This is a genomic window from Nonomuraea sp. NPDC049709 (assembly GCF_040674815.1).
Taxonomy (GTDB): Bacteria; Actinomycetota; Actinomycetes; order Streptosporangiales; family Streptosporangiaceae; genus Nonomuraea.
In genome coordinates this window covers 1-22,980 of the sequence record NZ_JBFANM010000013.1, presented here as the reverse complement: position 1 = coordinate 22,980, position 22,980 = coordinate 1, and the positions used below count along the sequence as shown (strand labels likewise).

The 22,980-nt window shown below is 71.5% G+C and carries 26 protein-coding genes and 1 pseudogene; 14 read left to right on the top strand and 13 right to left on the bottom strand.

Going from position 1 to position 22,980, the window contains the following annotated elements; genetic code table 11:
• Positions 1-94 precede the first annotated feature (94 nt).
• Positions 95-1,528, top strand: a complete 1,434-nt coding sequence (locus AB0J69_RS14985) for a glycoside hydrolase family 43 protein (protein ID WP_364117093.1) — start codon at positions 95-97, stop codon at positions 1,526-1,528.
• On the opposite strand, the gene AB0J69_RS14980 is transcribed toward AB0J69_RS14985, so the two are convergent.
• From AB0J69_RS14980 to AB0J69_RS14970, 3 genes are read right to left on the bottom strand one after another with little or no spacing between them, the layout of a single operon-like run.
• A complete protein-coding gene (locus AB0J69_RS14980) occupies positions 1,525-2,397 on the bottom strand; it encodes an LLM class F420-dependent oxidoreductase (protein WP_364117092.1) in 873 nt (290 codons plus the stop codon). The genes AB0J69_RS14985 and AB0J69_RS14980 overlap by 4 nt on opposite strands.
• Before the next feature lie 13 nt (positions 2,398-2,410).
• Positions 2,411-3,829: an amino acid permease gene (locus AB0J69_RS14975; RefSeq protein ID WP_364117090.1), complete on the bottom strand. Its 1,419-nt coding sequence runs from the start codon at positions 3,827-3,829 to the stop codon at positions 2,411-2,413.
• A gap of 24 nt (positions 3,830-3,853) precedes the next feature.
• Entirely contained in the window at positions 3,854-4,987 is a 1,134-nt protein-coding gene (locus tag AB0J69_RS14970) for an aminotransferase class V-fold PLP-dependent enzyme (protein ID WP_364117088.1), read from the bottom strand.
• Positions 4,988-5,063: 76 nt separating this feature from the next.
• On the opposite strand from AB0J69_RS14970, the gene AB0J69_RS14965 reads away from it, so the two are divergent.
• Positions 5,064-5,600, top strand: coding sequence for an XRE family transcriptional regulator (locus tag AB0J69_RS14965; protein ID WP_364117086.1), 537 nt, complete (start codon positions 5,064-5,066; stop codon positions 5,598-5,600).
• Here AB0J69_RS14965 and AB0J69_RS14960 read toward each other — a convergent pair.
• Positions 5,594-6,931 (bottom strand): HEAT repeat domain-containing protein, encoded by a 1,338-nt coding sequence (locus AB0J69_RS14960; protein ID WP_364117084.1) that lies wholly within the window; start codon positions 6,929-6,931, stop codon positions 5,594-5,596. The two genes, AB0J69_RS14965 and AB0J69_RS14960, sit on opposite strands and share 7 nt — an antisense overlap.
• A 99-nt stretch (positions 6,932-7,030) precedes the next feature.
• Between AB0J69_RS14960 and AB0J69_RS14955 the strand changes: the two genes are divergently transcribed.
• Entirely contained in the window at positions 7,031-7,531 is a 501-nt protein-coding gene (locus tag AB0J69_RS14955) for a DUF305 domain-containing protein (RefSeq protein ID WP_364117083.1), read from the top strand.
• Here the strand turns inward: AB0J69_RS14955 and AB0J69_RS14950 are convergent.
• Positions 7,476-9,035, bottom strand: a complete 1,560-nt coding sequence (locus AB0J69_RS14950; protein ID WP_364117081.1) for an SDR family oxidoreductase — start codon at positions 9,033-9,035, stop codon at positions 7,476-7,478. The two genes, AB0J69_RS14955 and AB0J69_RS14950, sit on opposite strands and share 56 nt — an antisense overlap.
• A 167-nt stretch (positions 9,036-9,202) precedes the next feature.
• Between AB0J69_RS14950 and AB0J69_RS14945 the strand changes: the two genes are divergently transcribed.
• The 3 genes from AB0J69_RS14945 to AB0J69_RS14935 all read left to right on the top strand — a co-directional run bounded on the left by AB0J69_RS14945 (position 9,203) and on the right by AB0J69_RS14935 (position 10,558).
• Positions 9,203-9,619 carry a hypothetical protein gene (locus AB0J69_RS14945; RefSeq protein ID WP_364117079.1) on the top strand — a complete coding sequence of 139 codons (417 nt, stop codon included), beginning with the start codon at positions 9,203-9,205 and terminating at the stop codon, positions 9,617-9,619.
• Between the two features lie 142 nt (positions 9,620-9,761).
• Entirely contained in the window at positions 9,762-10,091 is a 330-nt protein-coding gene (locus tag AB0J69_RS14940) for a DUF3140 domain-containing protein (RefSeq protein WP_364117077.1), read from the top strand.
• Positions 10,092-10,336: 245 nt separating this feature from the next.
• Positions 10,337-10,558: a helix-turn-helix domain-containing protein gene (locus tag AB0J69_RS14935; protein WP_364117075.1), complete on the top strand. Its 222-nt coding sequence runs from the start codon at positions 10,337-10,339 to the stop codon at positions 10,556-10,558.
• Positions 10,559-10,592: 34 nt separating this feature from the next.
• On the opposite strand, the gene AB0J69_RS14930 is transcribed toward AB0J69_RS14935, so the two are convergent.
• Both AB0J69_RS14930 and AB0J69_RS14925 read right to left on the bottom strand, forming a co-directional pair.
• Positions 10,593-11,279, bottom strand: coding sequence for a response regulator transcription factor (locus AB0J69_RS14930; protein WP_364117074.1), 687 nt, complete (start codon positions 11,277-11,279; stop codon positions 10,593-10,595).
• A gap of 16 nt (positions 11,280-11,295) precedes the next feature.
• The gene (locus AB0J69_RS14925; RefSeq protein WP_364117072.1) at positions 11,296-12,426 is read right to left on the bottom strand and encodes a histidine kinase; all 1,131 of its coding nucleotides are present in this window, start codon (positions 12,424-12,426) and stop codon (positions 11,296-11,298) included.
• Between the two features lie 135 nt (positions 12,427-12,561).
• Between AB0J69_RS14925 and AB0J69_RS14920 the strand changes: the two genes are divergently transcribed.
• Entirely contained in the window at positions 12,562-14,076 is a 1,515-nt protein-coding gene (locus AB0J69_RS14920; protein ID WP_364117070.1) for an alpha/beta hydrolase, read from the top strand.
• Positions 14,077-14,601: 525 nt separating this feature from the next.
• On the opposite strand, the gene AB0J69_RS14915 is transcribed toward AB0J69_RS14920, so the two are convergent.
• The gene (locus tag AB0J69_RS14915; protein WP_364117068.1) at positions 14,602-15,321 is read right to left on the bottom strand and encodes an ASCH domain-containing protein; all 720 of its coding nucleotides are present in this window, start codon (positions 15,319-15,321) and stop codon (positions 14,602-14,604) included.
• Between the two features lie 527 nt (positions 15,322-15,848).
• Between AB0J69_RS14915 and AB0J69_RS14910 the strand changes: the two genes are divergently transcribed.
• Complete coding sequence (locus AB0J69_RS14910) at positions 15,849-16,070, top strand: hypothetical protein (protein ID WP_364117066.1); 222 nt, start codon at positions 15,849-15,851, stop codon at positions 16,068-16,070.
• Positions 16,071-16,091: 21 nt separating this feature from the next.
• Here AB0J69_RS14910 and AB0J69_RS14905 read toward each other — a convergent pair whose 3' ends face one another.
• Positions 16,092-16,715, bottom strand: coding sequence for an ATP-binding protein (locus tag AB0J69_RS14905; protein WP_364117064.1), 624 nt, complete (start codon positions 16,713-16,715; stop codon positions 16,092-16,094).
• Between AB0J69_RS14905 and AB0J69_RS14900 the strand changes: the two genes are divergently transcribed.
• Positions 16,702-17,163 carry a tyrosine-type recombinase/integrase gene (locus tag AB0J69_RS14900; RefSeq protein ID WP_364117063.1) on the top strand — a complete coding sequence of 154 codons (462 nt, stop codon included), beginning with the start codon at positions 16,702-16,704 and terminating at the stop codon, positions 17,161-17,163. The two genes, AB0J69_RS14905 and AB0J69_RS14900, sit on opposite strands and share 14 nt — an antisense overlap.
• A 142-nt stretch (positions 17,164-17,305) precedes the next feature.
• Complete coding sequence (locus AB0J69_RS14895) at positions 17,306-17,983, top strand: hypothetical protein (protein WP_364117061.1); 678 nt, start codon at positions 17,306-17,308, stop codon at positions 17,981-17,983.
• Here the strand turns inward: AB0J69_RS14895 and AB0J69_RS14890 are convergent.
• On the bottom strand, positions 17,953-18,156 hold the full coding sequence (locus tag AB0J69_RS14890) for a hypothetical protein (protein ID WP_364117059.1): 204 nt from the start codon (positions 18,154-18,156) through the stop codon (positions 17,953-17,955). The genes AB0J69_RS14895 and AB0J69_RS14890 overlap by 31 nt on opposite strands.
• 243 nt (positions 18,157-18,399) lie before the next feature.
• Positions 18,400-18,807, bottom strand: a complete 408-nt coding sequence (locus tag AB0J69_RS14885; RefSeq protein ID WP_364117057.1) for a hypothetical protein — start codon at positions 18,805-18,807, stop codon at positions 18,400-18,402.
• Positions 18,808-18,881: 74 nt separating this feature from the next.
• On the opposite strand from AB0J69_RS14885, the gene AB0J69_RS14880 reads away from it, so the two are divergent.
• From AB0J69_RS14880 to AB0J69_RS14865, 4 genes are all read left to right on the top strand, one after another.
• Positions 18,882-19,508: an ABC transporter permease gene (locus tag AB0J69_RS14880; RefSeq protein WP_364117055.1), complete on the top strand. Its 627-nt coding sequence runs from the start codon at positions 18,882-18,884 to the stop codon at positions 19,506-19,508.
• Positions 19,505-20,011 (top strand): ATP-binding cassette domain-containing protein, encoded by a 507-nt coding sequence (locus AB0J69_RS14875; protein ID WP_364117054.1) that lies wholly within the window; start codon positions 19,505-19,507, stop codon positions 20,009-20,011. The genes AB0J69_RS14880 and AB0J69_RS14875 overlap by 4 nt, the downstream gene beginning before the upstream one ends.
• Positions 19,981-20,295, top strand: coding sequence for a hypothetical protein (locus AB0J69_RS14870; RefSeq protein WP_364117052.1), 315 nt, complete (start codon positions 19,981-19,983; stop codon positions 20,293-20,295). The genes AB0J69_RS14875 and AB0J69_RS14870 overlap by 31 nt, the downstream gene beginning before the upstream one ends.
• 189 nt (positions 20,296-20,484) lie before the next feature.
• Positions 20,485-21,096: an ATP-binding cassette domain-containing protein gene (locus tag AB0J69_RS14865; RefSeq protein WP_364117050.1), complete on the top strand. Its 612-nt coding sequence runs from the start codon at positions 20,485-20,487 to the stop codon at positions 21,094-21,096.
• Positions 21,097-21,398: 302 nt separating this feature from the next.
• On the opposite strand, the pseudogene AB0J69_RS14860 reads toward AB0J69_RS14865, so the two are convergent.
• Positions 21,399-21,728 (bottom strand): annotated as a pseudogene (locus AB0J69_RS14860) (SDR family oxidoreductase); the annotation flags it as partial.
• Between the two features lie 636 nt (positions 21,729-22,364).
• A complete protein-coding gene (locus tag AB0J69_RS14855; RefSeq protein ID WP_364117048.1) occupies positions 22,365-22,841 on the bottom strand; it encodes a hypothetical protein in 477 nt (158 codons plus the stop codon).
• Positions 22,842-22,980: the final 139 nt, after the last annotated feature.

Here is a 22,980-nt window from a genome sequence, read left to right as displayed (position 1 = left end):
CCGCGATTTCGTGCCGCGTGTTTCCGCGCCGAGATGTTAGCGCTAACAGCCGATGTCGGAAGGCAGTCCGAAAATGTCCAGAGCCTGGTTACGGGTGAGCGCGGTCCTCGCCGCCGCCTGCCTGCTGTTCGCGTCGTTGTCCGTCACCGCCCCGAAGCGGGCGGCCGCCCTCGAACCGTTCACCGGCTACCTGATGGCGCACTTCACCGGGGAGTCGGCGAACGGCGAGCAGATCTACCTCGCCCACAGCGACGACGGGCTGCGCTGGACCGACCTGAACAACGGCCAGCTGGTCCTGCGCTCCACGGTCGGCACGCGCGGCGTCCGCGACCCGGCCCTCGTCCGCTCCCCCGCCGGCGACCGCTACTGGATCGTCGCGACCGACCTGCGCATCGCGAGCGGCACGTCGTGGAGCGACGCCGCCAACCGGGGCAGCACCTCGCTCGTCGTGTGGGAGTCACGCGACCTGGTGAACTGGTCGGCCCCGTGGCTGATCAACGTCGCCGGCGGCATCCCCGGCGCCGGCAACGCCTGGGCGCCCGAGGCCGTCTACAACCCCGCGACCGGCGACTACGTGCTCTACTGGGCGACCAACTCGGCCCGCAACGGCGTCACCAAGCACCGCATCTGGTACGTCCGCACCGGCGACTTCCGCACCTTCACCGCCCCGCAGCTCTACATCGAGCGCGGCGGCACGCAGGGCCTCATCGACACGCAGATCGTCGAGGTGCCCACCAGCGTCGGCGGCTACCGCTACTACCGGGCCTCGGCGGACGGCCACATCACCATCGAGGCCGCCAACTCGATCCTCGGCTCCTGGACGACCCTCGGGAACCTGTCGCACATGGGCATCTCCAACGGCACCGGCGGCGGCAACGTCGTGGAGGGGCCGATGTGGGCGCAGTTCAACGGCCGGAACGAGTGGGCGCTCTGGCTCGACCAGTTCGCCACCGGGCGTGGCTACATGCCCATCACCTCGACGAACCTGGGCAGCACGCAGAACTTCCGCACCCGTACCGACTACGGGATGGGCGGCAACCGCAAGCGCCACGGCTCCATCCTCAACCTGACCGCCGCCGAGGAGAGCCGGGTGCTCGGCCGCTGGGGCGCCACCGTGCCGATCAACCGGATCCAGTCGTACAACTTCCAGGACCGCTACGTCCGCCACGCCGACCTCGACGTACGCATCGACGCGAACGTCAGCCCGGCCCAGGACGCCCAGTTCCGGCTGGTGCCCGGCCTGGCGAACAGCTCCGGCCACGTCTCCTTCGCCTCGGTGAACTTCCCCGGCTACTACCTGCGCCACTACGGCTTCGACTTCGTGCTGGCCCCCGACGACGGCACCGCCGCCTTCGCGGCCGACGCGACCTTCCGCCAGGTTCCGGGGCTGGCCACCACGTCATGGGCGTCGTTCCAGTCGTACAACTACCCCGACCGGTACGTCCGCCACTACGACTACCTGCTCAGGCTCGATCCCGTCACCGACGCGCAGGGACGCGCCGACGCCACCTTCCGCGTGACGTCCTAGGAGTCCTTGCGCAGGCCGAGGACCTCGGCGGCGGTCTCCAGCGCGGCGAGGTGCTGCTCCACCGAGCGCAGGCCCGCCCGCATGGTGTTGACGGCGATGTGCGTGGCCCCGGCCTCCCTCCAGCCGCGGGCCAGCCCGTCCAGCTCGTCCTCGCCGCCCCGCCAGTTGACGCGGCCCTCCATGCCGAGCGTGGAGGGGTCGCGTCCGGCCTGCCTGGCGGCCTCCCCGACCATGGCCTTGGCCTCGTCGAGCTCGTGGCCGGGGGCGAACTGCGGGAACCACCCGTCGGCCAGGCGGCCGGCCCGCCGGTAGGCAGCCGGCGACTGCGCGCCGAACCACACCGGGATCGGCCGCTGCACGGGCAGGGGTGCCAGCCCCGCTCCCGTCACCCGGTCGAAGGTGCCCTCGAACGTGACCGACGGCTCGGTCCACAGCCGGCGCATCAGCTCGACCTGCTCCTCCATGCGCCTACCCCGGGTGGCGAAGTCCTGGCCGAGGGCTTCGTACTCGACCTGGTTCCAGCCCAGCCCCACGCCCAGCCGGAACCGGCCGCCGGTCAGCAGGTCGACCTCCGCCGCCTGCTTGGCCGCCAGGGCGGTCTGCCGCTGGGGCAGGATGATGATGCTGGTGACGAGCTCCAGCGAGGTCACCCCGGCCAGATAGCCGAACATGACCATCGGCTCGTGGAAGGTCGTGCGCACGTCGTAGGGGCCGTCCCAGCCCTGGTGGACCGCCGGGTCGGCGCCGAGGACGTGGTCGAAGGCCATCACGTGCCGGTAGCCGAGCTCCTGGACCCCCTGCCCGTAGGCGCGCACGGCGCCCGCGTCGCCGCCGAGCTCGGTCTGGGGGAAGACGACGCCGATCTGCATGGAATGACTCCCGTCAGGCTCCTGCTCTTTCCTGATCATCATCGCCCACCGCCGCCGATCGTCCGCGCGCGACCCTCTGACGGGAGATGGCGAAGTACACCACACTGATGATCACGAAGAACGGCACCCCGGCCCACCACGCCGGCCGCAGCGGCTCGATGAACAGCGTCGACACCAGGACGGCGGCGAGGAAGAGCATCACCACCCCTGAGGTGGCGGGCGCGCCCCAGAGCCGGACCGGCGACGGCGGCAGCCCCTGGCGGGCGCGGGTGCGGCGGAAGGCGTGGTGCGTCACCAGGATCAGCAGCCACACCACCAGCGCCCCGAACACCGACACCCCGAACAGCGCGAGATACGCCCCGCTCTCGCTGGCCGCCGAGACGATCGCGGCCAGCGCCAGGCCGAGCGCCGAGAGGGCGAGGGCGTTGCGCGGCACGCCGGAGGCGCTGAGGCGGCCGGTCCAGGCGGGGGCGTACCGGTTGGCGGCCAGCGAGTGCATCATCCTGGTGGTCAGGTAGAGGTTGGTGTTGGCGCTGGACAGGGCGGCGGTCAGCACGACGAGGTTCATGACGGTCGCCGCGGCGGGGATGCCGGCGGCCGAGAACACGCGGACGAACGGGCTCTCGGTGACCGAGCCGCCCTGGGCGGTGGTGGTCCACGGCGCCACGGTGAGGACGATCGCGATGGCGAGCACGTAGAACAGCGCCAGGCGGGTAACCATGCGGCGGGCGGCGCGCGGGATGTCGCGCACCGGGTTCTCCGACTCGGCGGCGGTGACCGAGACGGCCTCGGTGCCGATGTAGCTGAACAGCACGAACACCATGGCCAGGAACAGCCCGCTCGTCCCGTTGGGCAGGAAGCCGCCGTGCGCGGTGAGGTTGGAGACGCCGGTGGCGTCCGCGCCGGGCAGGCCGACGGTCACCAGGAGCACGCCGAGCAGGATGAACACGATGATGGCCACCACCTTGATCATCGCGAACCAGTACTCGACCTCCCCGAACAGCTTGACCGCGGCGGCGTTCGTGACCAGCACGACGGCCGAGAAGACGGTGACCGGCAGCCACAGCGGCAGCGACGGCCACCAGAACTGCACGTAGATCCCGGCCGCGATGACCTCGCCACCGATGGCGATGACCTGGATCGTCCAGTACGTCCACCGGACCACGAACCCGGCCCACGGCCCCAGATAGCGGTGGGCGATCACCCCGAACGCGCCCGCCTCCGGATGGACCACCACCATCTCGGCCAGCGCCCAGCCGATCACCAGCGCCACGCCCGCGCAGATGACGTAGGCCACGATGGTGGCCGGGCCGGCCTGGGAGATCGCCAGGCTGGAGCCGAGGAACAGCCCGGTGCCGATCGCGCCGCCGAGCCCGATCATGGTGAGCTGGCGCCCTGTCAGCCGGCGTTGCAGCCCGGATTCGTTGTCCACGGAAGACCTCTTCCCAGGGGGTGGTCAGGTCCTGCGGCAGGCCCTGACGGCTTCGACGGCCGCGTCCACGTCGGACCGGTCGTTGTAGTAGTGGAACGACAGCCGCAGCAGGTCGCCGCGCGGCGCCGTCCAGATGCGGCGCTCGGCCAGCCTGGCGGCCAGCGCGTTCGGGTCGTCGTCGGCGATGGCGACCTGCGGGCCGCGCGCCCCGGCTGGGCTCACCACCCGCTCACCGTCCGCCGTCAGCCGCTCGGCCAGCTCCTCGACCAGGGCGGACACATGCTCCTGTACGGCGTGCGGATCGACCCGCTCGATGAGGTCGAACCCGGCGTTGGCCGCGTAGGCGGACGGGATGGGCGGCGTGCCGGTCTCGAAGCGCCGGGCGTCGCCGGGGAAGTCGAGCAGCCGGGGATCGAAGGCGAACGGCTGCGTACGTCCGAACCAGCCGGTCAGCTCGGGCTCGCGCTGCTGCTCCATGCCGCCCCGGACGTACAGGAACGCGATCCCGGGCAGGCCGAGCAGGTATTTGAGCGACCCGGACGCCAGGTAGTCGCAGCCGAGCCGCTTGACGTCGATCGGGACGACGCCGGCGCCCTGGTAGGCGTCCACGAACACGCGGGAGCCCCGGTCGTGCGCCAGCCGTACGACGTCCTCGACGGGCAGGCGGGCGCCGTTGCGGTAGCTGTGCAGCGGCACGGAGACCAGGTTGACGCTCTCGTCGATGACCTGCTCGTAGCTCTCGGCCGGCACGTTCTCGCCGGTGTCGGCGGCCACCCGCACCTCGGCGCCGCGCTGGCGCTGGGCCAGCCACACGTGCGCGATCGACGGGAACTCCAGGTCGTTGGTGACGATGCCGGGGCGGCGCGACCAGTCGAGCGACGCGGCGGCCTGGAAGGCGGCCTCCGACGCGCACGAGAGCACGGCCACCTCGCCGGGCTCGGCGCCGATGAGCCGGGCGAAGCGTTCCCTGGCCCGGCCGACCTGCCCCATCCAGGTCTCCCAGGGGGCGCCCTCGGCGCGCAGCGAGTGGCCGATCTCCTGGAGCGCGTACGCGAGCCGCGACGACAGTGCGCCCTGGCTGCAGCTCGCCAGGTGCACGGAGTCGGCCAGGGAGGGGAACTCGGCCCGGAACTGGGTGGCGTTCAACATGCACGACATTTCGGGCACACTATCGGGCGCCTTTTAACCAGGTCAACAAGAGTTTAACGTCATTAACGCCCGGTAGGATCTCCGCGTGATTGGCGCCAGGATCCGGAAGCTCCGCACCGAACGGGGGCTGACCCTCGCCCAGCTCGCCGCGGCGGCGGGCGTGTCCGGGGGGTTGATCAGCCAGGTCGAGCGCGACCTCGCCGACCCGAGCCTGGAGACGCTCAGGAAGATCGCCAAGGTGCTGGAGCTGCCGCTGTTCAGCCTGTTCCAGGAGCCCGACGCGGCCGCCGTGGCCGTGGTGCGGCAGGACAAGCGCATGCTGGTCAGGTCCCCGACCGGCGGCGTCGCCTACACCCGGGTCTCCCCCGGGCACGGGCGGCTGGAGGTCCTGGAGGGCCGGCTGGAGCCCGGCGGGTCGTCGGCGGCCGAGCCGTGGGCGCATCCGTCCGAGGAGTGCGTGCTCGTCCTGCGGGGGCGGCTGGTCGTGGAGGTGGCCGGGGCCGAGCACCTGCTGGAGGAGGGCGACAGCTGCTACTTCGACTCCTCGCTCCCCCACCGCTACCTCAACCCGGGCGCGGAGCCGGTCGACTTCCTGATCGCGGCGACCCCGCCCAGCTACTGAGCCGGTTTCCGGGCGATCAGGGCGTTCCAGAAGCCGATCCGGCGTAGCGCGAACCGCAGGGCGGCGCAGGGGTGGTCGTCTCCGGAGCAGCCGCCGGCCTCGTACAGGCGCCGGACCCGGCGCAGCGCCGGCGCCAGCGGCGCGGCCGGCCGTCCCCAGGCCGCCAGGGCGGAGACGATCGCCACCTCTCCGTGATCGAGCCCGCCGCTCAACTGGTGACGCCCCTCCGCCAGGGACGTCACCGTGATCGGGGGCACCGCGGCCAGCCGGCGCGCGAGGAACGGCACCAGTTCCCCGGCCCAGGGGCGCATGCCGGCGAGCATCCGGTGGAAGTCGCGCGGGATCGTACCGGCGATCATGGCCTGCAGGGCAGGCAGGGCCCGGGCGTCCCCGGCCCGGCACAGGGCGCGCACCACCTCCTCGCGGACGTCCGGCACGTCGTCCTCGTCGAGCACGGGGGCGAGCAGGTCGGCGACCGGGCACACCTTCCGCTGGTCCAGGCCGGACAACACCCGCGCCGCCCCCTCCCGCGTGCGGATCTCACCGTCCCGGCCAGCCGCCAGGCGGGCGAGGGCGCGCAGCAGCTCCATGATCTTCTCGTCCTGGTCGGGGCGGGTGCCGTCGAGGCACGGGCCGAACCGCAGCAACCGGTCGGCCGCGCGCAGGCCCGGCCGGATCCCCTCCGGCGTGCCGAGCACGCTCAGCGTGAAGTCCAGCTGCGCGATGGGCCTGCCGTCGAGCCCCTCGATCGCCGCGTGGACCGGATCGCTCGCATCGTGCCCGTACAGCTCCACCCACGCCCGGCCGCCCGTCCGCCAGGAACCGGCGAGCGCCGCCATCACCTCGCCGGGCACCGGCTCGTCGAGCGGGAGCACGTGCCCGCACAGGCCGAGCGCCGCCGCGTACCGCAGCTCGGGCTCCCACGCCAGCAGCCCGGTGAGCCAGCGCTCGGCGGCCGCGCGGTCCGGCCCCCAGGTCCTGGCCGCCAGCTGGGCCACGGCCAGCACGACGGCCACCCGCGCGGGGCGGTCCGCCTCGGCGGGGAGCCGGTCGCGCAGGGCGGGCAGGATCGTCCGGGCCTCGTCCCAGGTCCAGCCGAGCACGTGCGCGGCCATCCGCCGGACCTCGGGGTCGCGGTGCGCCAGCCGGGGCAGCAGCGCGCCGGCGCCCCTGCCGGACGCCGCCCACACCATGCCGCCCCACCGCGGGTCCGGCTCGACCGGGATGCCCAGCTCGGACAGCAGCTTCCGCATGCCCCGGCCGCTCGGCTCGCCGGGCTCGTCCCAGTCGCCCCACGCCTTGATCAGGGCGTCGCTCCGCTCGGGGTCCATGGCGTCCACAGTGCCGGAGCCCGCGCGCGCCGCGCACCCGATATGCGCGGCTCGGCAACCGGGCTGAACCGTTCCCGGCCGCTCCGCGTACCTTCGTACATGCGTTGGAGAATGGCCTTCGTCGCGCTGCTGGGCCTGCTGGCGGTGAGCGGCTGCGCCGCGGCGGCGGACACCCAGGCGGCCGGGTACAACCAGGCCGACGTGCGGTTCAACCAGCAGATGATCACACACCACCGCCAGACGATCCAGCTGGCCGAGCTCGCGGCCGAGCGGGGCGGCAGCGCGTACGTGCGGGACCTCGCCAAGGAGATCATCCCGAACGAGCAGGCCGACATCCGGGAGATGTCCGGCTGGCTCACGTCGTGGTCGGAATCGGTGCCCGCCGAGGAGACGGCGGAGGAAGGCGCGCAGCTACGGAAGGGCGCCGGGTTCGACCGGGGCTGGCTGACGATGCTGAAGGGGCACCTGGAGCACGGCGTCCACATGGCGAAGGAGATCCAGACCGCGGGGAAGCACGCGCCGACGCGCCGGCTCGCCGACCGGATCATTCAGGTGCAGAGCGGCGAGCTGACCGCCATCGCCGAGCGCCTGGCTCTCTAGCCGTGTTGACCATGCCTCCGCCCACCGGACCGGGTGACCCGGCGGAGCGTTCGCCGCGCCGGGCCGCGGCGGCCACGTTGACCGGCATCCGGCCGAAGATCAGGCGGTGGAAGGGTGAGATCGCCCACCAGTACAGGTGGCCGAGCAGCCCGTGCGGGTGGAAGATCGCCCGCTGGGTGTAGATCGTCCGGTCGCCGGAGCGGGTGACGCCGAGCTCCAGCCAGGCCAGGCCGGGCAGCCGCATCTCGGCCCGCAGCCGCAGCAGGCGGCCGGGAAGGACCTCCTCCACCCGCCAGAAGTCGATCGAGTCGCCCACCCGCAGCCGGGCCGGGTCGCGGCGGCCGCGCCGCAGCCCCACCCCGCCGACGAGCAGGTCGGCCAGGCCGCGCAGCTTCCAGGCGACCGGCAGGGAGTACCAGCCGTTGCGGCCGCCGATGCCCTCGATGACCTGCCACAGCGCCTGCGGGCTCGCCGGCACGGCCAGGCTGCGATCGTCGACGAAGAGGCTGCCGCCCGCCCAGTCGGGGTCGGTGGGCAGCGGATCGCTCGGCGCGCCCGGGGTGGACGCCGAGGACCAGCGGGTGGCGACGTCGGCCTCCTTGATCTTCATGAGGGCCAGCGACACCGCCCGGCGGAAGCCGATCAGGCCGCTGTCGGGGTCGGGCACGTGGTGGGCGATGTCGTGCTCGCCGCAGACGGCCTCGTTGCGCAGGGACTCCACCAGCGGGCGCGCGATGGCCGACGGCACCGGCGTGACCAGCCCCACCCACAAACTGGACAACCGGGGGCTGAGCAACGGCACGGGGATGATCAGCCGGGGCGGCAGCCCGGCCACGGCGGCATAACCTCGCATCATGTCCGCATATGTCAGGACGTCGGGGCCGCCGATGTCGAACCCCCGGTTGACCGTGCCCGGCACATCCGCCCACGCGACCAGATAGCGCAGCACGTCGCGGACCGCGATCGGCTGGGTCCGGCTGCGTACCCAGCGCGGCGTCGTCATCACCGGCAGCCGCTCGGTCAGGTGGCGCAGCATCTCGAACGAGGCCGACCCCGACCCGATGATCACCGCGGCGCGCAGCACCACCGCCGGCACGGTGCCCCGCAGGAAGATCTCCCCCACCTCGGCCCGGGACCGCAGGTGCGGCGAGAGCCCCTCGCCATGGGTGAGACCTCCCAGGTAGACGATCCGCCGCACGCCCGCCGCGGCCGCCGCCGCCGCGAACGTACGCGCCGCCAGGCGGTCCCGCTCGGCGAACCGGCCGGTCGCCCCCATCGTGTGGATCAGGTAGTACGCGACCTCCACCCCGTCCAGGGCCCGGCGCGTACGCTCGGGGTCGGTGGCGTCCGCCTCGGCGACCTCCGTCCGGGGCGCCCACGGCAGGTCCCGCAGCCGCCCGGCCGAGCGCACCATGCACCGCACGTCGTGACCGGCGGCCAGCAACTCGGGCACCAGCCGCCCGCCGATGTAACCGGTAGCCCCGGTGACCAGGCACAATGCCATGAGGTCAGACTTCCCCCGCACGCGCGCGCCATGCTCGGGTGGCGCGCCGATCCTGGGTCACGGGTGGGCCGGGGAGCCTTCGGCCCCGCGCGTCGCCGGTCGTTTGGTGATCCGGTTCGCGGGGAGGTCACGGACATGATGCGGGTCGGCACGCCTGCGAGGCGATCATGAGAGCGGGTTCGGCGGAGACGCGGTACGACTTCGCCTTCGACCGCCGGTACGGCCCGCTGCTCGGGCTGCTCCGGATCCGTCCCGACAACAGCTACGTCCTGGTGACCGACCGGGCGCTGCGGGTGCGTTTCGGGCCGTGGGAGGTGGTCACCTCGCTGGACAACGTGGCCGAGGTCCAGGTGACCGGCCCGTACGCGGCGATCAAGGCGATCGGCGTGCGGATGTCCCTGGCCGACCGCGGCCTCACCTTCGGTTCCAGCACCCGCCAGGGGGTGTGCGTCCGGTTCCGCCAACCGGTCGGCGGCGGCGAACCCGTGGGGCTGCTGCGCCACCCCGCGCTCACCGTCACCGTCGCCGACTGCCATGGCCTGGCCGCCCACCTGCGGCAGCACCTCCGCACCGGCCCGGAGTGACCCGCACCTTGACGAAGGGACGGGCGTGTCCATGGCCGCGCTGGGCGGGTGAGCGTTCCGGCCGGGGCAAGGGGGAACCCATGACCAGGAACAACAAGGCCGTGCACAGTCCATCGGCCCTGCGCGAGGACGAGGTCGCCTGATGGCCGAGGAGGAGCGGGCGGTCGTGGCCGAGTTCGGCCGAGCGGTGAACATGACCGCCAAGGAGCTGGAGCGCTGGCTGGGCACGGAGGAGTCGATGGCGGTGGGGCAGAAGGACGACGGCGGCGAGTCCACCGGGCACGAATCCGGCCGCAAGATCGTCAAGCTGCTCCACGCGAGGAAGTCGTCCCTGACCGAGGAGGACTACGCGCACATGCGCAAGGTCATCGGTTACATACACCGGCATCTGGCGCAGCGTCCCGACGGCGACGTCCGGGACACCAGATGGCGTCATTCGCTGATGAACTGGGGCCACGATCCCCTCAAGTGAGTGACGGCGTCGCGGCTGCGGCGGCACCGGCGGCGAGCACGTGAAAACGCTTCCTCCAGATGGCCGATCCTAGGCGTTGACGGGCTGCGGCCCACAACGTCAGCCCTATCGAGATAGGCAGGAAAATCGGGCATCGCGCGGCCTCCAGCCGAGCAACGACCTGTTGACGACATCATGTAACCGTTTTATCTTGATGAACATTCTGTTTCGGGCTCGGCATCGCAAGAGAGGCGTAGCACGTGAGCATGACGCGGGTCCGTGGCGGTGCTGGGGCGACCAGTCCGCCGATCGAGGAGGCACGCGCCCCGTCCCACCGCAGGAACCGGTTACGGCGACTCCGCGAGAGCGACGCGCCTCTCAGCGAGGTAGCCGCCCAGGTGGGGTACGGCTCGGAGTTCTCCTTCGCCAACGCCTTCAAACGCGAGTACGGCACAGCCCCCGGCCGCTATCGACACCAGGCCGCGTGAACAGGACCTCACTGACCAGGATCAACACGCTCCATCAGCGCGGGCTTCCGCGGCCGGCGTCTGCCTCGGCCGGCCGGGATGTGCCGTCCAGGTAGGCGAGCACGGCGAGGACGCGGCGGTGGCCGGAGTCGTCCGGTGCCAGGCCCAGCTTGGCGAAGATGTTGCCGATGTGCTTGTGGACGGCGTTGTCGGAGATGCGCATCCGCTCGGCGATGGTGGCGTTGTCGTGGCCCTGTGCCATGAGGGCGAGCGACTCTCGCTCGCGAGCCGTGAGGGTGTCCAGGGGATCGCCGCCGCGGCGGGCGAGGAGCTGGGCGACCACTTCGGGGTCCATGGCGGTGCCGCCGGCCGCGACGCGGCGCAGGGCGTCGACGAATTCGGCCACCCGGCCGATGCGATCCTTGAGGAGGTAGCCGATGCCGCCGCGGCCGTCGGAGAGGAGCTCGCCGGCGTACTCACGCTCGACGTACTGCGACAGCACCAGGATCGGCAGCGCGCCATGCTCGCGGCGGGCCCGCAGCGCGGCGTGGATTCCCTCGTCGCGGTACGAGGGTGGCAGCCGCACGTCGACGGTGGCGATGTCGGGGCGGTGCTCGGCGACGGCGTGGAGGAACGCCTCGCCATCGCCGACGACCGCCACGACCTCGCAGCCCTTTGCCGTCAGTAGCAGCTCCAGGCCGCTGGCCAGCAGGACGTTGTCCTCCGCGATCACGACCCGCACGGGACCTCCTGAACGATCACTGTGCGCACGGCACCTGGACGGCGAGCGTGGTGGGGCCGCCCGGCGGGCTGTCGAGGCGGATGACGCCGTCCAGGGCGGCGACCCGTCGGCGTATGCCGGTGATCCCGGTGCCGCGCGCCTCGTCGGCACCGCCCCTCCCGTCGTCGGTGATCTCGATGGACAGCACGTCGCCGGCGCGTTCGATCCGGAGGGCCGCCCGGGTGGCGGCGGCGTGCTTGGTCACGTTCGTCAGCGCCTCGGCGATCACGTAGTAGGCCACCGCCTCCAGGGTCGCCGGGAGGGTGCCCAGCTCGGCGAGTTCGATGTGGACCGGCACGCTCGACCGGGCGGCCAGCGCCGTCAGCGCCCCGTCGAGCCCGCGGTCGGCGAGGATCGGCGGGTAGATCGTCTGGAGCACCGTGCGGAGCTCGACCATCGCCTCTTCCGCGGTCTCGTGCGCCTGCGCGAGCAGCGTCGCCACCGTGTCCGGGTCGTCGGCGAGCGACTCCCGGGCCAGGCCCAGCTGCATGGCGATGGTCACCAGGCGCGCCTGCGTCCCGTCGTGCAGATCGCGTTCGATCCGCTGGAGCTCTGTGCCGTGGGCGTCGACCACGCCGACCCGGCTTCTGGTCAGCACGCCGACCCGCTCGGTGAGCCGCTCGCGGTCCGACTGCGCGAGCACTGCCAGGCACAGCCGCGCGTGCAGGCGTGCCAGCGCCGGGAGCACCCACCAGGCCGCCGCACCGAGGACGGCGATCTGAACAGAGCCCCCGATCAGCGCGGTCGCCCAATCGCCCACATGGACATCGAAGAACGAGAACAGGGTGGGACGCGCGTCGGCGGGAAAGGCCCACCACAAGGACAATGTCACCGCGGCGGCCAGGATGTTGCCCAGGCACATCAGGGCGGCCAGACCGAGCGGGAGCCCGACGGCGACGTGCGCGAGCGCCCAGGAGAGGTCCCGCCGCACGGTCGACCGCCCGTCGGCCGGAACGCCGAGCAACCCGCCGGCTCGGCGACGGTGCCAGCCCGCCCAGCCCCGCGCCGCCGCCGGCACGAGCAGCACCGGCAACGCGAGCGCCGTGACCACGGAGGTGGCCAGCGTGCCCAGCAGGTAGGCCGAGCCGGACAATGCCCGGTCACGCATCAGCACCTCCTCTCGACGACGGTACGGGATCATAGTCCGTCACCGATCCTCACCTGGCACTACAGCGGGCTGTACCAACGCGCGTGCGGCCGGCTGTATCGTTCCGGACGTCCGGCCCCCCTAGCGTCCTCGACCATGAAGCCGACATATGCGCGAACCCGCAGGGGCCTGGTCTCAGCCCTCGCCCTGATCGCCCTATCCGTCGCCGTTGCGCCCTCGGCAGGAGCCGACGGCGGCCCGCCCCCACCGCTCGACTGGAAGCCCTGCGCCCAGGGCCCCGACGACGCCCAGGGCAGGGAACTGGACCAGGCCGGCGCACAGTGCGCTGAGCTCACCGTCCCGCTCGACCACTCCAGGCCCGGCGGCCGCACCATCAAGCTCGCGCTGTCCCGCCTCCCCGCCACGGACCGCGCCCATCGCATCGGCACCATGGTCCTCAACAACGGCGGCCCCGGCGAGAGCACGCTGGGCATGCCCCTGCAGATGCGCGCGGCCATGAAGGAGGTCGCCACCCGCTACGACCTCATCGGCCTGGACCCCCGCTTCGTCGGGCGCAGCACGCCGCTCGACTGCGGCTGGCCCATCGGCATGTGGCTCCGCTCGGCCGGCCCGACCCGCGCCCGGTTCGATCGCCAGGTGACGATACAGCGCGACCTGGCCGAGCGCTGCGCCCGGCGCCACGCCGACGTGCTCCCCTACGCCAACACACGCGACACGGCCCGCGACATCGACCTCGTGCGCAGCGCCCTCGGGGAGCGCCGCATCTCCTTCCTCGGCTACTCCTACGGCGCCTACCTAGGCGCGGTCTACACCCAGATGTTCCCCGGCCGCATCGACCGCTTGGTCCTGGACAGCGCGGGCGACCCGGACAAGTGGGGCTCCAGGGCGATGCAGGGCACCGAAGACGAGGCGGAACGCGCGCTGCGCGGCTGGGCGGCCTGGGCCGCCAAACGTCACGGCACCTATGGCTTCGGCGCCACTCCCGCCCGTGTGCTCACCACCCTGAACGCGATCGTCGCCGCCGCGCAGGACCGCCCGCTGCGCGTCGGACCCTACGAGGTGGACGACCAGACGGTCCCGTACATCCTCTCCGGCTCCGGCGATGACCGCCCCGCTGCCCGCGCGCAGTTCGCCTCCACCGTCCGGACCCTGAACGAGGCCGCGCACGGCCGCCCCGCCGACCCCGGCCCCGAACTCGACGGACTCCTCACGGTCGTGCTGACCAGCGCCGGCTCTCCGCTCGCCGGCCCAGCCGCCGCGATCACCTGCGGCGACCGCGCCGCGCCGCGCGACCCCGACACCTACTGGAACGACGTCCAGCGCAGCCGTACGCGCCACCCCCTGTTCGGCCCTCTCAAGAACAACATCTGGCCCTGCGCCTTCTGGCCGAACCAACCGCGCGAGCGCCCCACACACATCGCCAACCCCACCCCCGCGCTGATCGTGTCCGCCACCGGCGACACCGCCACCACCTACGAGGGAGGCAAGGCCATGCACCGGGCGCTGACCGGCTCCCGCCTGCTCACCCTGCGCGGCGCCACCGCCCACGGGATCTACGGCGAATACGGCAACGCCTGCGTGGACGCCAAGGTCAACGCCTACCTGGCCACCGGTACCCTGCCCACCGCCGACCCGATCTGCCATCCCTGACCTGACCAGCCCCTCGGCTTGCTTTTCAGAAGTTGTCACTTCAGGCGGGGAGGGGCTTCACGTCATGCGGAGGATGACCTTGCCGGTAGTGCGGCGGTTGATCAGGGCGCTGAGAGCGGTAGCGGCCTGGTCGGGAGAGTTATTCAGTGCCCGCCACAGGCTGGATGCGGCCCGAGGTCGGTCCGAGCGAGCAGGTCGTGGAGCGGCGCGGCGGCACGGCTGCCGCGCAGGCGGAGATGGGCGCCCAGCCAGTAGCCGCCGACGGCGATGTTGCGCTCGCTGAGAACCCCAGGGCCAAGGGGAGCGGGGTCGATCCCGCCGGAGGTGCCGTAGGTGATGAGGCGGCCGAAGGAGCCAGGACCATCCGCTCGCGCGGCCCGGACCCGCGAGCGCCCAGCCTACTTGCCTTACGTGCCTGACAAGATCATGTCACTTTGACCTGCGGGAAGAGGCTAACAACCCAAGATAACGCGACGGCCCTGTCCTGTCCTGTCATGGGTGTGCGGCTCGGTGACGCGGTGATCGTCACGCAGTGGCGCGTTGGAGGAGTTCGATCTCGATGGCCAGCACGCCGAGCGCCTCTTTCTCGGGGCCGTAGATGCGACGGATGTTGGCCAGCTGCTGCTCGCGCGGGCTGTCGGGGTTGACGTTGGCCGGGCCCTCGGCGTCGAGCATCTCCTCGAACGAGGCGTACCGGCTCACCCGTTTGACCCGGGTGAGGGCGTCGTCGCGCCCGCATACGAACCGGATGTGGTCCCCAGCCTTGAGGTTGCGCAGGTTCGGGTACTGCACCCGAACCTCGATGGTTTTTCGGCCAGCGGCGACCAGGTCAAAGTATCGGCGGTAGAGGATCATCTCGCGGGCGCGCACGCCCGTGGAGCCTTGCGGGCGAGCGGTCATGATCCTGTCCAGTTCGGCGGTGGTGTAGCTGCGGTAGAAATGCTTGGGGTCGGCGAGCATGCGGCCGACCAGCCAGACCATGGCGTCGACGAAGGAGTCGGTGTCGCCGGGCCAGGTGGTGATGTCGAGCATCCAGTCGCGGGCGCCGGGCGGCGGCGGCACCTTGCCGTCGCGGATCAGCGACTTGGACAGTTTGGCGCCGGTGTCGGTGAGGACCATCGGGGTGAAGATGCGCGGCGGCGGGGCCAGGCCGGGCAGCAGGGCGAAGGCCTCGTCGACCAGCTGGCAGCCGTAGGCCCAGTCGCCGCCCTTGACCATGACCGACAGGGTGACCGGGTCGCGCATGGCCATGCGTTCCCTTGACCAGGTTGCGGTACAGGGTGGCCAGGTCCAGGTAGGCGCCGCCGTCGGCGGTGACGGCCACCTGGTAGGGGCCGTGGTCGGTGCACACGGCGGCGAAGTCGGCGCCGCCCGAGCCGGTCCGCACCAACTTGGTGCGCTCGGCGCGTTTCTCGGCCCAGCCGCACTCGGGGCAGGGCAGGCGCAGGTGCACCTGGCCGTGGGAGGGGACCAGAGGCCAGCGGATCTGTTCCAGCCGTCCGAGGGTGGCCAGGAACTCGTGCCGGAAGACCGGGTCGTGCTGCTGGGTGGTGTAGGTCTCCACCTCGTAGTCGACGCCGGTGGCGTCGGCCAGGGAGTCGAACAGGGCGCGGTAGTACTTGCCCAGCAGCTCGCGCACGCCTTCCCGGCCGAGGGCGTGGTAGTAGGTCTGCTGGTAGGCGTGGTGGGTTTCGGGGTCGAGGCGGATGTCGTACGGGGCGTTGTCCAGCGCGCCGAAGCGCACCACGGCGTCGACGTTGAAGGTGCGCTTGGTGGCCTTGGCCAGCAGGAACGCCGCCGTCTGCACCAGCGAGGTGCCCAGGTGCGCGGCGCCGTTGATCTGGGTGCCGACGCAGAAGGCGACCCGGTCGGGGTTGGTGGCCTGCAGCCGCGGGCGGACCATGTCCACCGCGCGGAGCATCGCATTGGCCAGGACGTTGTTCGGGCTGATGATCGCTGCGCCGGTGCTGCTGCGGGCGGGAGTGCCGGTGTGATCCATCACGGGCCCTTCCTGGTCAGACGGCGGGGACGGGGAGCTGGGCGAGCATGAAGTCGACGCGGCGGCCGGCGTCGTCGGCGGGCACGAAGATGGGCCGGTAGCCGGCGTCGTAGTAGCCCTGGATGATGAGCTCGTGCACGCGGCGGATCTCGCGTTCCTTGGCCCACACGTCGTCGTCGGCGGAGTTGAAGTAGTCCAGGGCGTCCAGGATGAAGACCGCGTCGTAGCGGTAGACGCGGGCCGCCTGCTCCAGTTCGGTGTATGGGCCGAGGCCGAAGAAGGCGTCCCAGCCGTAGCCGTCGGGGATGCCGCGGTTGTAGAAGTGCAGGCCCGCGGTGTGGGCGCAGTATTCGGCGATGAACGCCTCCAGTACGTCGCGGGAGTAGGCGCGCCGGTCGCCGACCTGCAGGTGGCGGCCGAGCCGTTCGCGATGCCGGCGGTAGATCTCCCGGGCGGGTTCGCCCTCGGTGTTCGGGATTCGGCGCTCGGCCAGCTCGGTGAAGACGGCCTCCTTGCCGGCCGAGGGGCCGCCGGTGATGACGTAGCGGCGCGGCGGGGTGTCCGGGTTGAGCAGCGAAGTGGTCGGTCTGGACCTGGACCAGCTGGAGCCGGCCGATCCCGAGCGGTTGCGCCAGGCCAAGAAGGCGCGCCTGACCGGCGTACGCGGCAAGGGCCGCACCAGCCCCACCGTCTTCCTCGGCCGCGACGCCCGCCAGGCGCTGGCCGACTACCTCGCCCAGGAGCGGCCCGGCGACGCCGCCGCCAGCACCGGGGCAGTGGCGCTGCTGCTGTCGGCCGCCTCCATCGCCGCCCGCCGCCCCGACGGTCGCCTGTCACCCCGCTCGATCAACACCATCGTCGGCGAGATCGGCCGCCTGCACGACGCCCAGACGCCCGACCGCGACCGCAAGCTCGGCGCCCTGCGCCCGCACGACGCCCGCCACACCTTCGCCTTCCAGCTCTCCCAAGCCTCCGGCCACAACCGCGCCGAACTCGAACGCCGCCTCGGCCACGCCAACGACCGCTACCTGCGCCTGTACACCAACCCGCCCGACGACATCGCCGCCGGCTATATCGAGGATCTCTGACCCGATGCCCTCGCGCCCGGCCGCGCACTACGGTGCTAGCATCGTGATGCGGTTGCTGCTGGAGCCCTTGCCCGCGTCGTGGCCGACACCGCCACCCCCGCGACCGACTGGACTGCGCGGCCTGCTCGCCCGGCTGCAGGAGATGGCCGACGCGGTGCGGAACCCAGGCAACCTCAACGACCTCGAAGGGCCCCTGCGGCGGGCAGCCACGCAGGCGATCGTGCGGCAGGCTTACTACCGGACCGTGGGCGAACAGGACGACGAACAGCGCAGGCACGCCGCCTTCGCCGCAGCGTGGAAGAGCCACCTGGCCGCGCTGCTGGCCCAAGACACGGTGAAGCTATCAGGCCGCTCTCCGATCACCGCCACCGGCCGCGACACCGACCTGGCGTGGAACCTGTATGACGCCGCCAGCCGCATCAGAGCGGACGCGATCACGCACGCCACCGCCACGCCTAGCAAACGTGAGCACTCCAGCCCGCCAACCGCGTGGTACCGATTCTCGATCGCCGCCGGGGACGACTACCCGCCGCTCGGCGAGGTCCACTACGCGATCTGCGAGCCCTGCGGCGTCGGCCTGCTGAGAAAGATCGACTTTTCGTCGGATTGGCGGTTCTGCGGGCTCGGCACCCGTGCCCTGCGTGAGCTGGCGGCTCGCCACCCGGCACTGACCTGGTACACCACCGGCCAATACGAGTCCGCCAAGAGCTTCTACGAGCGTTACCGGAAAGACAGCAGCAGCCCCTGGACCGCCAATCAGTGCCCCTGCCCACACTTTGAAGGACGTGATCAGACGAGAAAGGCACGGCCCACCACCTGACGAAGGGCCTTGGCCCGGACCTGATGCGCGCCGTCCTGCCAGGGCGGGCGCGCACCGGCCCCTACCACGATCACGAAGTTAGTTCGGGCTGCCCGCTCCACCACGTTGAGCCCTTCCTGGATTTCGCGCTGGAGCTCACGCAGCCGCAGATAGCGGGCCACGAAGACGCCCACGCAGACCACGCCCCTACCTCGCCCGCCACACCGAGCCCGCGACCACCCCACCACTCGCCATAGCCGCATGACCATCACCAAGCGTCACCCCCGACCCCAAGGAACTTCTGCCGGGGGCTGTACTACACCGTGGCGGCCGTCGAGCGGTTGCGTGAAGTCGCTGCTCCGCCACGAGGTGTTCGTGCCGGGTCTGCGCAAGTGGGGCGACCCCGCCGCCGGGGAAATACTGGTCGAGGACCCGGTTCACCTCTCGCCGGAATCCGCGCTGCTTGAGATGTCCTGAAGCAGCGCGAATGCTTTTCCCGCGATATCCAGAGCCGTTTTTGTCTTACCCAGCTCGCCGGCAAGTTTGTCGTTACGGGACTCCAGTCTGGCAGCCTCGGCTTTGAGTTTCTTGTTCTCAGCGCGCAGCGCGGCCAGTTCCTCGGATTCGGCATCCTTGTTCGGTTTGCCGGTCGAGGCGGCCAGCGTTCCGTTCTCGGCCTGCTTTCGCCAGTGCTCGATGTGGGAGTGATACAGCCGCTTCTTGCGCAGCAGTGCGCCCCGCTCAGGGCTGCCCTCCGGCAGTGCGTCGAAGGCCGCAAGGATCCGCGCCTTGTATGCCTTGGTGAACGTCCGCCGCTTGGGCCGGCCCGGCTGCTCATCGGTCACCCGACCATCCTGCCCTGGGCAGCGACTACCTGCGGACCGCGCGGGCCCTCGGCCGCGACCTACTCACACAGCTCATGGTGGGCGCGCGCATCGCGCTCACGGTCGGGATCGGCTCCGTGCTGCTCGGCGGCCTGCTCGGCGTGGCCGCCGGGCTGCTCGCGGGCTTCGCGACCCGCTGGCTGGACGACGCGCTATCGGCCGCGCTCGACATCGTCATCGCATTCCCGACGCTGCTGCTGGCCATGCTGGTGGTGGCGGCGCGGGAGGCTTCGCTCGGCTCGGCGGTGATCGCCATCGGGCTGGCGATGTCAGGGGTCGTCGCCCGGCTGACGCGGGTGCTGGTCAAACGGGTGCTGGCGGAGGATTACATCACGGCAGCGCGCACGTCCGGCACGTCGTGGCCGCAGGTGGTCGTCGAACAAGTGCTGCCGAACATCTGGCCGACGCTGCTCGTCAACCTGGCGCTGCAGCTCGGGCTGGCGGTCCTGGCGGAGGCGGCGCTGTCGTACCTCGGCCTCGGGACGCCCCCGCCGAACGCCTCATGGGGGCGGCTGCTCCAGGAGGCGCAGGCGACCGTGCTGATCTCCCCGACGGGCGCTATCGCGCCGGACGTGCTGCTCGTCGTTCTCGTCGTGGGCGTGAACCTGATCGCCGACGGCCTGCGCGACCTGGCCGACCCGATGCGAGGGAGAAGCCGATGAACCCCCTTGAGGTGACCGGCCTGTCCGTGCGCCGCGCCGACGGCCGCGAGCTGGTCCGCGACCTGTCCCTCACCCTGGCGCCCGGCGAGCGGCTGGGCCTGATCGGCGAGTCCGGCTCCGGCAAGTCGCTGACCGCGCTGGCCGTCATGGGCCTGCTGCCCGCTGGCATGACGGCAGGCGGCAGCGTCCTGCTGAGCGGCACGCAGGTGATCGGGACGCCGCACCGGAGGCTGAACCGGGTCCGCGGCTGGGCCGCTGCGGTGGTCTTCCAGGAGCCGCAGACGGCGCTGGACCCCCTGACGCGGATCGGGCGGCAGCTCGCGGAGCCGATCCGCCGCCACCGCAGCATGCGCGGCGCGCGGCTGCGGGCCGCCGTGCTCGAGGCGCTCGCGGAGGTGCGGCTGCCGGAACGGGTGGCCGGCGCCTACCCCCACGAGATCTCCGGCGGCCAGCGGCGCGCGCGGCCATCGCCATGGCCCTGGCCTGCGAGCCCCGGCTGCTGATCGCCGACGAACCGATCACGGCCTTGGACATCACGGTACAGGCCGAGATCCTGGCGCTGCTGGACGGGCTGGTGACGCAACGGGGCATGGCGCTGCTGTTCATCAGTCACGGCCTGGCCGTGGTCGCCGACGTCGCGGACCGGGTGGCGGTGCTCAAGGACGGATCCACGGTGGAGTCAGGAAGGACACGTGACATCGTGCGCGAACCACGCCACGCCTACACGCGCGCACTGGTGAACAGCGCGTGGGCGCTGGAGTCCGAGCTCGACAGGCTGGCCCCATGAGCGGCCGTCCCGGGCAGGGCGGTAACGCGGGGCCCACGGAGGTCCCCGCGGTGCTGGCCACGGACCGGGCGGGCTTCGCCTACCGGGGCGGGCGGCCCGTGCTGGCGGACATCTCCATCACCGTGCCCGCCGGGCAAGACCACGCTGCTACGGCTGCTGCTGGGCCTGGCCGGGCCGACCTCGGGCCGGGTGTTGTTCGACGGTGCCGACCTGGCCCCGCGCGATCCCGCCTTCCGGCGGGCGGTGCAACCGGTGTTCCAGGACCCATACTCCTCGCTCGACCCGCGCCGGCGGATCGGCAGGATCGTCTCGGAGCCGCTGCGCTCGCTCGGCCTGCTCGCCCCCGGCTCCCGCGCGGCCAGGCGGGACGAGGCCGCCGACCGAGTGGCCGAGGTCCTGCGCTCGGTCGGGCTGCCGCCCGACGCCGCCGACCGGTACCCGCACGAGTTCTCCGGCGGGCAGCGGCAGCGCATCGCGATCGCCAGGGCCATCGTGAGCCGGCCGCGCGTGCTGCTCGCCGACGAGCCGGTCAGCGCGCTCGACGTCACCACCCGGGTACGCGTGATGGAGCTGCTCGGCCGGCTGACCGAAAGCCACGAGGTGACGGTCGTGGTGGTCTCGCACGACCTGAGCGTGGTGGCGGCGCTGTACGCGGACACGGCGGTCATCGCACAGGGCCGGGTGGTGGAGCAGGGCCTGACGGCTGACGTGCTGGGCTCGCCCGCGCACCCGTACACGAGGAGGCTGCTCGACAGCGTCCCGAGGCTCAGCCGCGCCACCCGGCTCCACAATTCCCCGTAGCCGCAACGGCGTGCTCTTCGACGCTGGCCGCGCCATCAACAGCCGGCTCGGGTCGCTAATCGGGGTGCCGGGCAGCGCGATCTGGCAGGCCGAGCCGGGCCATTCCGCCGCGCGGCTCCGCGGCCCCGCAGACCGCCGATCACGGGTCGTGCCTGCTTGTCGTGGCCTGCGGGTTCGTCCGGGTCGTACGTTTCGTCCTCCAGGTACGTGCTGCGGTATGGCGACGCGTTGCGGGTGGCGGAGGGCAGCGTGCTCAGCATCAGGAACATCAGCGACGCGAACGCGCTGATCTTCTGCGTCTCCTACGGCTGACGCCCTCGCTCACGACGAGGGCCGGTGGCAGCAGGCCGAGGCTCGCGTCGAGGCCGCCGTCCACGACCAACGTCGTGCCGGTGATGTAGGAGGCGGCGGGCGAGAGCAGAAACCCCGATCGCCTCGGCCTGCTCGCGCGGCTCGGCGAAGCGCCGCAGCGGCACCCGCCACGCCAGCCGGTGATCGCCTCGCCCGGCGATTCGGGTCCTGGTCAGGCCTGCTGCGACGGCGTTCACCCTGATGTCGGCGGCGGCGTAGTCGAGGGCAGCCGCGCGCACGAGGTTGAGCACCGCGCTCTTCGATGCGTTGTACGCCAGGTGCCGGGGCCGGCCCGCACCCCGGCGACGGAGGCGGTCACGACGATGGCGCCACCTCCGGCCTCCCGCAGGGCGAGGGCGGCGGCCCTGATGCCCAGCATCGGCCCGCGCAGGTTGACCTCGAAGATCCGCTCGGCCGCGGCGACTACGCGCGGTCCTCCCACGGCAGCGTGCCGCCGGTCCCGGCGTTGAGCACGACGCCGTCCAGCCGCCCGTACGTCTGAACGGCCAGCTTCACGGCGGCCTGGTTGCACGTCCCCCGCCAGCGTCACCGCCCCCGCCAGGTCGCGCATCGCGGCTAGCAGATTGATGTCGAGGTCCTCACCAGCTACGCGGTCGCCTACGCCGGCTACTGGACCCAGATGAGCCGCCAACCGGCCCCCGAGGGCGTGCCGCACCTGCGTTCCTATCAGCGTCACGCCGCCACCGCCGCGCTGGCCTGGGTCCACCATCGCGCCGGGGCAGGCTTCCGGCATATCGTCGAGGTCGACGCAGGCAGCCGCAGTCCTCGCTATAGATGGCTAGGGTGTCTTCAATCCCATAAGACTGAGGTCTAATGATGGGTGCCCTCGGCTGGGGTGGGCGCAGACCTTGTTGCTGACAAGGGATCGCCTACTGTGATCAGACGAATGCCGTGGATCATCGGCGGAACTGTAAGCCTTGGTAGACGGTGGCGTGCAGGGCCTGTTCGTACTGCTGACGAGAGAAGACGAACGGTCCAAGAGTCCGAGACAGCTCCCAGTCCCGGTGGTTGTTGCGAAACCTCGACCAGCGAACCTCGGTGTCGGTGACGTCGATTCTGGCCAGCAGCGCCCAGCATTCCGCGATGCCGCAGTTGCAGCCGAGCAGCATGGTCTCGTCGTCTTCCTGGTTGTAGGCCACCTCCACGGGTTCGCCCAGGTAGTGCCGGGTAGGCCAGCCGGTCCAGCGTTCCATGAAGTAGCTGTACTCGCCTGCGAGCAGAGGTGCTGGCTCGAGCGCGGACTCCTCGGCGCGTTCCAGTTGCTCGTATCGCGCGTACGGGAGTTCCGCCTCCCTCACGAGATCGAGAAATGGCACGCCGTCGATCAAAATCCAGTGCTCGTCGTCGCCCATCCGGAACTCGATTTCCTGCACTTAACCTCGGGTATTCAACCGAGGGAGCCGGCTCCGCCTGAAACATGAGAAAAGGTGCCCCTGACCTGCAAGGATTTTGGGTGTCGACGCCATATCCAGTGCAGAAGCAGGTGCACCTTTCTGGTGAGCGAGCGTACCG

Coding starts and splice junctions, on each gene's coding strand:
- AB0J69_RS14875 (WP_364117054.1), top strand. CDS start 19,505: ATGAACCCCCTTGAGGTGACCGGCCTGTCCGTGCGCCGCGCCGACGGC.
- AB0J69_RS14955 (WP_364117083.1), top strand. CDS start 7,031: ATGCGTTGGAGAATGGCCTTCGTCGCGCTGCTGGGCCTGCTGGCGGTG.
- AB0J69_RS14940 (WP_364117077.1), top strand. CDS start 9,762: ATGGCCGAGGAGGAGCGGGCGGTCGTGGCCGAGTTCGGCCGAGCGGTG.
- AB0J69_RS14870 (WP_364117052.1), top strand. CDS start 19,981: ATGGCCCTGGCCTGCGAGCCCCGGCTGCTGATCGCCGACGAACCGATC.
- AB0J69_RS14920 (WP_364117070.1), top strand. CDS start 12,562: ATGAAGCCGACATATGCGCGAACCCGCAGGGGCCTGGTCTCAGCCCTC.
- AB0J69_RS14950 (WP_364117081.1), bottom strand. CDS start 9,035: ATGGCATTGTGCCTGGTCACCGGGGCTACCGGTTACATCGGCGGGCGG.
- AB0J69_RS14960 (WP_364117084.1), bottom strand. CDS start 6,931: ATGGACCCCGAGCGGAGCGACGCCCTGATCAAGGCGTGGGGCGACTGG.
- AB0J69_RS14895 (WP_364117061.1), top strand. CDS start 17,306: ATGGCCGACGCGGTGCGGAACCCAGGCAACCTCAACGACCTCGAAGGG.
- AB0J69_RS14880 (WP_364117055.1), top strand. CDS start 18,882: ATGGTGGGCGCGCGCATCGCGCTCACGGTCGGGATCGGCTCCGTGCTG.
- AB0J69_RS14945 (WP_364117079.1), top strand. CDS start 9,203: ATGAGAGCGGGTTCGGCGGAGACGCGGTACGACTTCGCCTTCGACCGC.
- AB0J69_RS14925 (WP_364117072.1), bottom strand. CDS start 12,426: ATGCGTGACCGGGCATTGTCCGGCTCGGCCTACCTGCTGGGCACGCTG.
- AB0J69_RS14970 (WP_364117088.1), bottom strand. CDS start 4,987: ATGTCGTGCATGTTGAACGCCACCCAGTTCCGGGCCGAGTTCCCCTCC.
- AB0J69_RS14980 (WP_364117092.1), bottom strand. CDS start 2,397: ATGCAGATCGGCGTCGTCTTCCCCCAGACCGAGCTCGGCGGCGACGCG.
- AB0J69_RS14915 (WP_364117068.1), bottom strand. CDS start 15,321: ATGCGCGACCCGGTCACCCTGTCGGTCATGGTCAAGGGCGGCGACTGG.
- AB0J69_RS14935 (WP_364117075.1), top strand. CDS start 10,337: ATGACGCGGGTCCGTGGCGGTGCTGGGGCGACCAGTCCGCCGATCGAG.